Below are 9,406 nucleotides of genomic sequence, written 5' to 3' on the forward strand. Positions count from 1 at the left end.
ATGAATACTATCATTAAAAATCTAGGGAGCGAGACGCTCCCACTACGATAATATTCAATAATTACAGTAGTGCGGGCATCTTGCCCGCTTGTTATACTCATTAACCGGATTTGATATAAATTTTAAGTTATAACTATTTTGGAATTAAAGTAATGGTTACAACTCCAATTCTCTCTCCTCCAAAAGAATCTGTAGAAAAACCTTTAGAGCAATCTTTAGAACAATCTCAAAAGAATTTTCAAACAGAATCAGAATCTGTAGAAAAATCTGGAGAAAAGGTTTTATCTTTGCAAGAATGGCTCTTAGAACCCATTGAGGGGACAGAGTGGGTCAATGGTCAAATTATTGAGAAAAATTACATGGGTTCTAAACACAGTCGCATTCAGGCAAAATTAGCAGCGTATTGGTTTAACTACAAAAATTCAAGTGATCAAGGTGGGGAAGTTTATACAGAAATAGCCTGTCGAACAAATGAGCAAGGTCGCCGTCCCGATTTGGCTTATTTGACACCAGAACTTGCGACCCAATTTGAAGAGTTTACCGCATTATCTCAGAGTTTTATTTTAATTGCTGAAGTTGTTTCGCCAACCGATCGCGCTGAAGATGTGTTTGCTAAAGTCAAGGAATATTTAGACTCGGGATGTGAGGAAGTTTGGCTGATTTTTCCCGAGAGTCAATGGGTGATTACGATTACAAACGAACAACAAGTTTTTTATCGTAATGGGGAAGAAGCAAGAACCCAAAAGATTCTTGCAGGATTTGCGATCGCCGTTGATGAATTACTCGCTTAATCAAACAATATTTAAGTATTGCTGCCCAGAATAAATAAACTGAGTAAAGTGCCGCTATTCCAAAGACTGTGCAGAAAAATAGATGCGAGAAGATTGCGCGATCGCGCATAAACAAATCCTAAAATAATTCCCAACACCGTTAAAGGTAAAACTTCTGCAAGGCTTAAATGCGCGATCGCAAAGATTAAACCACTAATGCCGATCGCTCCCCAAACTGGAACATAACGAGTGAGAGAAGGGAGTAAAAAGCCGCGAAACATAATTTCTTCAAAAACAGGTGCAGCGAGAGCAGCAGTAATCCAAAAAAGGAATAAAGCCCAGCGATCTTGTGCTTGTAATGCTAAAAGAATAATGGGATTTCCTCCCCCTTGTCCCTGCCAAATTTGCTGATTAACTAGAGAAACAATCAACACTAAAGGTACCGCCACGAAATACCCACCAATTCCCCAGAGAACCCATTTACTCAACCATTGAAAGCGAAACCAGCCTTCAGGAAGCGGGAAAAAAGAACGAATGGAAAAATAGAGAACGCTGAACCCTCCCATCGTCATCAATAAATAGGTAATGAGAATATAAAGCGCCTTTTCTGCCAAAGAAAAAGCTGCAATATTTAGCCCCAATAATGCGATCGCCAAAGGTATCACCAGAGGCAAAATTAATTGAGAGAGGGCAAAAAAGCCGACGATTAAAACTTGCCACGTTACCTCTCCATCCCAAGCTACTTCCCAACCTTTTGCACTGGTTCCCAGTAGCGATCGCTCTTTTTGTAGAATCCATTGTGCTAACAAAACAAGCAGCAAGCTAATACCAAAAACTCCACCCACGATCGGAATTCCCGCAATAAAAGCGAGTTTTACGATCGCCCCTTGGGAGATAACCTCCTCTTCAGCTTGCAGGGAAGATAGCGCTTTTTCTTGTTGCGTACCTTCATATAATCGACTTAAGGCTTGAAAGCGAAACCAGCCTTTGAGGTTGTTTTGTAGGGTTATTTCGGCATCTGAGGCAATATCCATTGGTTCTTGCCATAATCCTTGTAAGGTGCCGACAGTGTTGGCAATATTAAAAGATGGCGATCGCCCCTGCACATTCTGCCACGTTTCTCGTGCTGTTTTGAGTTCTCCTCTTGAGGCTTGCAGAATGCCTACGTTAACATCTAATTCATCAATTTCGCGATCGATCTGGGCGATCGCCTCCAGTATTTGATTTTGTTGAGGAGTTTCGACAAACTCTACAGCTTGTCCGCGATCGGGGGACGATATTTCAGGTGCTAATTGTGCTTGCAGTCGATCGCGATTTTGTTCGGCCTCCTTTTTCGCCTTTTCATATTGTTTTTGCGCCTCGAGATAGGTATCCTTTCCCAATAAAGCCGTTAAGCGATCGCCTTGTTCAGTTGCAAACTCGGCTCCGTGTAGGACGAGATCGGTTTGAAACAACTGTAAGCGGCTTTGGACTTGAGGTTCGTTCCAACTCGCCCCCAAAGAAAGAAAGATTTTTGCGATCGCAAAAACCGTTAAAAAGAGTAAAATTAAGCGTTTTCTGGTCATATTTGTTATTTGTTATTTATTCTCGATCGCTTTCTCTGGATCAATAATAAAGCCCGCACTGCATAAAGCAAGGTGCGGACTTTGGGTTAATTGAAGGAGGAAAAAGAAGCGCGATCGCCAGATTGCAAATATTGTGCTTCTTTTTCAGGCAATTTGAACTTACTGAACGGGAATACTATCTAAACCTTGGAAGATTTGAACGTCCCCAGCAGGCTCTTCAGCAGCAGCAGGTTCTTCAGCAGCAGCAGGCTCTTCAGCAGCAGCAGGTTCTTCAGCAGCAGCAGGTTCTTCAGCAGCAGCAGGTTCTTCCTCAGCAGCAGGTTCCGTGTCTAACTGATCGTCCAAACTAGGCAAACCTTCGATGACTTCAGGTTCTTCAGCAGCAGGCTCTTCGCCATCATCGTCACCATCATCACCGGTATCGATGTCATCGCCATCATCGTCACCATCATCACCGGTATCGATGTCATCGCCATCATCGTCACCATTATCGATGTCATCGCCATCATCATCACCAGTATCGATGTCATCGCCATCATCGTCACCAGTATCGATGTCATCATCCAAAGTATCTAAACCTTGATCGACATCACCCTCTTCAGCATTGAGGTCATCGTAAACCGACTGAATTTGTTCGGGAGTTAAATCTGCTGTTCCGACTAAAGTGGGGAAAATGCGAGAAGTAGGACCGACAAACTTAATGCCACCGACTGCTACACCCAGTCCGCGACCGCGACGACCGCGACCACCTCCGCGCAGAGCAATCACATAGCGATCGCCTCCCCGTTGAACCAAGCGAACTTTAACTTTTCCAGAACGTCCGGGAGACGTGAAAGCAAAGGAATACAACGGTGCGCCGAGAAGTTCGTAGGTGCCAGCATCAAGATCGGTGCTAAATGACGTAATAGAACCAGACAATTTAAGCTCATCTAAGACGCTGTTGACCAATGCTTGGAAGAAATCTTGTTCCGCAGTGGTTTGGGACGCAGCAGCCGTTGTTGTACCATCAGCGTTGAAGATGTTGGATAGATCGATCTTGCCTCCACTGAACTTGAAGGAAAAACCACCAATATTCAGGTTGTTGACCGTGTTGATTTGAGTAAATGTATTATTCGTGGAAGCGATATTCGCTGCACTAACAATTTGGCTTTGGGCTGCATCGAAAGTGGAAACACTCGTGATGCTAGAGTCAAAAGTTTGTCCCACAGCAAGGGCGATCGCGATATCTCCGCGTAATTTTCCTTTAGACTCAAAACCATTCGCTTGCGTGAAGTCATACTCAACGGGTTGACCGCTATTGGCATTAGTACCGGCAAAATTCGCCCCAACATTACTCAAGAAACCGAATATTCCCGTTCCTTGTCCTTTAATCTTATAATCAACAGTGTCAGTCGCAACAAATCCCGTTCCATCGGTTACAGAACCAACAGTCGTTCCATTTGTCAGATTAAAATCAACAACACCATCCGTGCCACTGAGTTTAACCTTGAGATCGCCACCGCCAACGGTTTCAATCTTGAAAGAATCAGCTTCACCGAGGAACTTGATTTCTCCATCGGCTCCATTTAAGTCATTTTCAGTGGTATTTGCTGCAACTTGAGCATTGTTACCCTCGAACTCGAATTTGACCTTTGAAGCCAACTCTAAAGTACCTGGAATTAAGCTGCCTCCAGAACTACCAGAAAAACGAATGGTACTGGGCAGAGCAATCAAACCAGTTTTTAGATCGCCACTGAGAGCGCCAACCTCCATTTTACCGGGGATGAGGACATTGCCGACATTCCCATACAAGTTAGAAAGGAAGTATTGGGAAGAGCCAGCGCTCAGTAAAGAACCAACAATGGAGGTATCAGAAGCAAAGCTGCCGACTTGATAGCCCAAGATGGTATCAACTTGAGAGAAAGGAATGATGAAACCATTGGAGTCAAAACCGATCCCAGAAAGACGACCGCGAATTAAGCCCGTATCTCCACTCGTTACGGTATTGCCACCATCTGTATCGGTGTAGCCGCCGAGAGCCGTGGGAACAAAGGCAGGGTTAGTGAGAGTTCCGTTAGGGCTAACAATAGTCAGAGATTGAACTTGCAGATCGAAAGGACGAATGCCTTGAGTGGCAAGTTCGGGAATGAAGTAAGCGGCATTTCCCGAAACGGTACCGCCAGTAACTTGAATTTGCGCTTTAGCGGGAACAGTAGCCAGTGCTAAGGTGCTGACGATTCCCAAACCAAGGGCAATGGAACGAGATGTTGTAGAAATCATGTTCAAACTCCAGTTGATGAATGAAAATTGAATGAAAAATGAAAATTGATATTTTTGGGCAGGAAGGGGTAAAACTTATCCGGAATAGGTTAGATACAGTTTGGAGAAATTATTGAGGGAGCAGATTGCTCTCTAGAGAGAGCTAAAAGATATCTTCCCTCGTTTTCACCCTGTTAGATTATTTAGATGTTCGCTATTTTCGAGAAGTTCCCGAAACTCGAAAAGTTTTTTGATGCCAGTTAGTTTGTGTAAAAAGAGAAGAGATAAACGGAAATTTTGTCAAGACCTAAGCTAGATTAGACTCTTCCCGATCGCTACATTACTACTTTAACGGCATATCTATTTTCCTCACATCCGACAGATCGCTTAAAATCTTTGTTCTAAAACGGTAATTTTGAGCAATTTGCGTGATTATACTAATCGCTATTTCTAAAATTTTGCTATTTTCGTTCTCGCTTTAAGAAATTATCAAAAATAAGCGATAATTATAAAGTTCTTATAAAGATGGGAACAATTTTCTGAGTTATGCGATCGCATTGTTTTGCTTTTTTGAATGTAAATTTTGTATTTTCCTAGAGGGTGTTTAGCTGCACGTCCCGACTACCGACCGATCACAATATCTCGAACCCGCACGGGGACGCAAGCATGGGTCATTTGGGCGACTTGTGTGGGTTCGCCTTTGCCGCAAATACTCGTCCCGCATTGCTCTCTTTCCGACTCTCCTCCGATCGCATCAACTTGATCGATATATTAGGGGCGTTGAGAAGGAGATCGCTTATCCGCTTAATCCTTTCTTAGTTTAATGTTCAAGATACCCAACAGGTTATAAAACTGTCACCTTACCGTCATAGTTTTGTCACAATGGGAGGATAAAGTCTAAGCAAGCAGCCAAAAATTTTCCAGCGATCGCCAGACACGATGAGTTATACCAATCAACAGGGATAGGAGATAGAGTGATGCAAAATTCTTCTTTAAATGCAACTTTCATTGATTTAAGCGAAACTAATCTTTGGGGTAAAAAATTGATCGGTATTCGTCTTAGACGTGCCAATTTACAAAATATTAACCTTGCTTGTGCCGATTTGACGGCGGCAGATTTAAGCGAGACTAATTTGAAATATGCCAATTTAATTGAGACAAATCTTCTGCGGGTCAATTTAAGTGGTGCGGATCTGAGTCATAGTGATGCGATCGCCGCTAATATGCAGGGAGCGGATCTGATTGGGGCAAAATTAAAGGAAAGCGATCTCAGCGATGCTCAATTACAGGATGCAGAAGCGATCGGTGCGAATTTGCAGGGGGCAAATTTAGAAGGGGCAAATTTGAGTCATGCGGACCTCAGTGGTGCCGATCTAAAAAATAGTTGGTTAACTTCTGTCAATTTAGAAGGGGCAATTTTAAAAGGAGCAGATTTAAGCAATGCCATTTTAACAGATGTCAATTTAAAAAATGCCGATCTGCGCGGGGCAAAGTTTACTAATTCGATTATTGTCAATGTCGATCTCCGTGCTGCTAATTTACGAGGTATTCTTCTTGAAAATGCCGATCTGAGTAACAATTGGGGGATTTCTGAGATGATGAAATGCGAATTTGAAAAACAAGGAGCAAGATTCATTGCTGGAAATATAGATGAGGAGATTTTGATTACAAACAGTTTCTAAAATTCATTTGAATATTGTTCGCGATCGCCGCATTTCTCCAGAATCAATTGAATATTCTCTAAAAGAAGTAAAGTTTGTCCTATTTTTTTAGTTTGAAATTGCGTAATCTGAGAGCATTGGTAACAACAGAAACAGAACTAAAAGCCATTGCTGCTCCTGCGATCGCCGGATTGAGTAATATACCGAAAAAAGGATAAAGAATTCCTGCTGCAATGGGAATCCCTAAAACGTTGTAAATGTAAGCAAAAAAGAGATTTTGGCGGATATTATTCATAGTAGCACGACTGAGTTGAATTGCCGTAACAATACCCTGCAAATCTCCAGAAATTAAGGTAATATCACTGGCAGAAATTGCAACATCAGTACCTGTGCCGATCGCCAGTCCAACATCCGCTTGTGCGAGTGCAGGAGCATCATTAATACCATCCCCTACCATAGCGACAATTTTTCCTTCTGCTTGTAATTCCTTAATTTTATCAGCTTTTTGCTCGGGTCGCACCTCAGCAAAAATACGTTGAATGCCTGTTTCTCTGGCGATCGCAGTGGCAGTTTTTTCGTTATCTCCCGTCATCATAACAACTTCTAAGCCCATCTTTCTCAAAGTGCTAATTACTTCGATAGAAGAAGGTTTAAGACTATCTGCGATCGCCAATAAACCTGCTATTTTTTCATCAATAGCGATCCAGGCTGTTGTCTTTGCTTCTGCTTCCCATTCTCGGGCGCGATCGCTTAATATTTCTGTCTCAATTCCTAACTGTTTTAGCCAGCGTTGCGTCCCAATTCTCACCCATTTTCCCGATACTTTTCCTTGCACTCCCATTCCGGCGATCGCCTCAAAATCCGTAACATCAGATAAGTTTTTAACACCTTGCGATCGTGTATATTCTACAACAGCTTGTCCTAATGGATGTTCGGAATTCTTTTCTACTGCTGCTGCTAATGTTAACACATCTATCTCATTTCCCTCAGCAATTCCTTTCACTGTCATATAATTCGTAACACTGGGTTTTCCTCGGGTAATAGTTCCCGTTTTATCTAAAACAATAGATTGCAGTTTATGAGCAAGTTCTAAACTTTCTGCTCCTTTAATTAAAATCCCATTTTCTGCTCCTTTTCCCGTTCCTACCATAATAGAAGTCGGTGTTGCTAAACCTAAAGCGCAAGGACAAGCAATAATTAAAACACTGACCATTGCTACCAGTGAAAAAGTAATATTTTGTGTTAAAATGAACCACAAAATAAATGTAATGAGAGCAATAATCATGACAGTGGGAACAAACCAACTTGTGACGCGATCGGCAAGTTTCTGAATAGGAGCTTTACTCCCTTGAGCATCTTGTACTAACTTGACAATTTGCGCTAAAACTGTATCTTTACCAATGCGAGAAGCCTTAAATTTAAAACTTCCTGTCTTATTAATTGTTGCCCCAATAACTTCATCTCCTACTTGTTTTTGAATAGGCATTGATTCCCCTGTAATCATCGCTTCATCAATCGCAGAAGTTCCCGCAATAATTTCGCCATCTACCGGAATTTTCTCCCCTGGACGCACAATAATAATATCACCAATAATGACTTCTTTAATCGCAATATCTTGCTCTTTTCCTGCACGAATCACTCGCGCTGTTTTTGCTTGTAAACCTATTAAGTTACGAATAGCTTCCGAGGTTTTGCCTCGAGCGCGATTTTCCAACAATCTCCCAAAGAGAATGAGAGTAATAATCACAACAGCCGCTTCATAATAAACATCGGGACTTAAACCGCGATCGCGGAAAAAATCTGCAAAAAAGGTAGCAAATAAAGAATAAAGATAAGCCGATCCAGTCCCTAAAGAAACAAGAGTATTCATGTCAGCAGTGCGATGGGTGAAAGATTTCCACGCACCGCTAAAAAAGTCCTTTCCACACCATGTTATAATGGGTAAACTAACCACCAATTGTAACCAAGGATTATGCAGCCACATCGGAATAAAAGGAACTTGTAATCCTGTCATCATTGGGATCGAACCAAAGACAAGGAAAAAACTCGCGATCGCACCAACAATAACTTTCTTAGTCAGCTTCTTTTGTCGTGCTTCTCGAAGGATTTTTTCAGTATCTTCTGATCCGTCTTCATCTAAAGGTGCAGCATGATAACCTGCATCTTCTACCGCTTTTTGGATAGTGTCGAGGGTAGTTGTACGAGGATTATAGGTCACGGTAGCGCGAGAAAGGGCGAAATTAACATTACATTCATTAACTCCAGACACCCCTTGAATGGCTTTTTCGATGTTATTAGCACATCCCGCACAACTCATACCTTGTAATTGTAGATGGGTTTGCATGATTTCCTCCTGATTGGCGATCGCTTACTCTCTCTAGGATAAAGTCTCCAGTCAAGGGGAGAGTCAAGGGGATAAATTAAAACTTTACAGAAATTTATAATTGGAGGTGAAAAGTAATGTCCTATAGCAACTTTCAGATTCGCGATATCATCAAAAAATTTGCGATTACCTTAAATGAAAGAAGCAATCTATTTGCTGATATTGTTGACGTTGAGTATAGCGAACATCTTGCTTTTACAATCCAAGAAAATTTAACTTTAGCGGTAACAATCAATACAGAAAAATCTCGTTCGGAGATGATTATTACACCGATTCTTTTAGAACTCCGAAGACAGTTAAATTATCAAATTAGTTTGTTTTCTGGAAAAGATTTTCATGTCGATCCAGAACAAGGATTAAACGGAATTTGTGACTATTTAATTAGCTTATCTCCCGAACAACTCTTAATTTGTTCTCCCGTAATCGCTGTTGTTGAAGCAAAGAAAGAAGATATAATTTCTGGATTAGGTCAATGTATCGCTGAAATGATTGCAGCACAAATTTTTAATCAACAAGAAGAGAACAATATCAAAACTATTTATGGTGTTGTCACCTCGGGTACAAACTGGCGATTTTTAAAGATTGAGGAGACAACTGTTTATATTGATAATGTCGAGTATTATATCAAAGATATTGGCAAAATATTAGGCATTCTAAAAAGTTGTTTGAGAAATTGTCTGTAAATGAAAATCGGGTGCATCTCAGTTTTGTAAAAATAGCGAGCAAGATGTTTGTCCTTTGGACACGCTACGCGAACGCACTACCCCCATTATGGTTTATTGTAGTGGG

At 41.5% G+C, this 9,406-nt stretch carries 6 protein-coding genes; 3 read left to right on the forward strand and 3 right to left on the reverse strand.

Annotated features, from left to right (window positions below; genetic code table 11):
- Positions 1-152: 152 nt before the first annotated feature.
- The gene (locus tag JUI58_RS20340; protein WP_204105645.1) at positions 153-791 is read left to right on the forward strand and encodes a Uma2 family endonuclease; all 639 of its coding nucleotides are present in this window, start codon (positions 153-155) and stop codon (positions 789-791) included.
- 11 nt (positions 792-802) lie between these two features.
- Here the strand turns inward: JUI58_RS20340 and JUI58_RS20345 are convergent, their stop codons facing one another.
- Positions 803-2,335 carry a type II CAAX endopeptidase family protein gene (locus JUI58_RS20345; RefSeq protein ID WP_204105646.1) on the reverse strand — a complete coding sequence of 511 codons (1,533 nt, stop codon included), beginning with the start codon at positions 2,333-2,335 and terminating at the stop codon, positions 803-805.
- Between the two features lie 159 nt (positions 2,336-2,494).
- Positions 2,495-4,594, reverse strand: a complete 2,100-nt coding sequence (locus JUI58_RS20350) for a hypothetical protein (RefSeq protein WP_204105647.1) — start codon at positions 4,592-4,594, stop codon at positions 2,495-2,497.
- Between the two features lie 956 nt (positions 4,595-5,550).
- On the opposite strand from JUI58_RS20350, the gene JUI58_RS20355 reads away from it, so the two are divergent.
- Positions 5,551-6,255: a pentapeptide repeat-containing protein gene (locus JUI58_RS20355; protein ID WP_204105648.1), complete on the forward strand. Its 705-nt coding sequence runs from the start codon at positions 5,551-5,553 to the stop codon at positions 6,253-6,255.
- 79 nt (positions 6,256-6,334) lie between these two features.
- Here JUI58_RS20355 and JUI58_RS20360 read toward each other — a convergent pair whose 3' ends face one another.
- Entirely contained in the window at positions 6,335-8,578 is a 2,244-nt protein-coding gene (locus tag JUI58_RS20360) for a heavy metal translocating P-type ATPase (protein ID WP_239121611.1), read from the reverse strand.
- A 116-nt stretch (positions 8,579-8,694) separates the two neighbouring features.
- On the opposite strand from JUI58_RS20360, the gene JUI58_RS20365 reads away from it, so the two are divergent.
- Entirely contained in the window at positions 8,695-9,300 is a 606-nt protein-coding gene (locus JUI58_RS20365; RefSeq protein WP_204105649.1) for a hypothetical protein, read from the forward strand.
- The last annotated feature ends 106 nt before the right edge of the window (positions 9,301-9,406 follow it).

The organism is Spirulina sp. CCY15215, from assembly GCF_016888125.1.
Lineage (GTDB): Bacteria > Cyanobacteriota > Cyanobacteriia > Cyanobacteriales > Spirulinaceae > CCY15215.

Bases quoted from the DNA above. Each gene is read 5' to 3' on its own strand.
- JUI58_RS20365 (WP_204105649.1), top strand. From the start codon at position 8,695: ATGTCCTATAGCAACTTTCAGATTCGCGATATCATCAAAAAATTTGCG.
- JUI58_RS20360 (WP_239121611.1), bottom strand. From the start codon at position 8,578: ATGCAAACCCATCTACAATTACAAGGTATGAGTTGTGCGGGATGTGCT.
- JUI58_RS20355 (WP_204105648.1), top strand. From the start codon at position 5,551: ATGCAAAATTCTTCTTTAAATGCAACTTTCATTGATTTAAGCGAAACT.
- JUI58_RS20345 (WP_204105646.1), bottom strand. From the start codon at position 2,335: ATGACCAGAAAACGCTTAATTTTACTCTTTTTAACGGTTTTTGCGATC.
- JUI58_RS20340 (WP_204105645.1), top strand. From the start codon at position 153: ATGGTTACAACTCCAATTCTCTCTCCTCCAAAAGAATCTGTAGAAAAA.
- JUI58_RS20350 (WP_204105647.1), bottom strand. From the start codon at position 4,594: ATGATTTCTACAACATCTCGTTCCATTGCCCTTGGTTTGGGAATCGTC.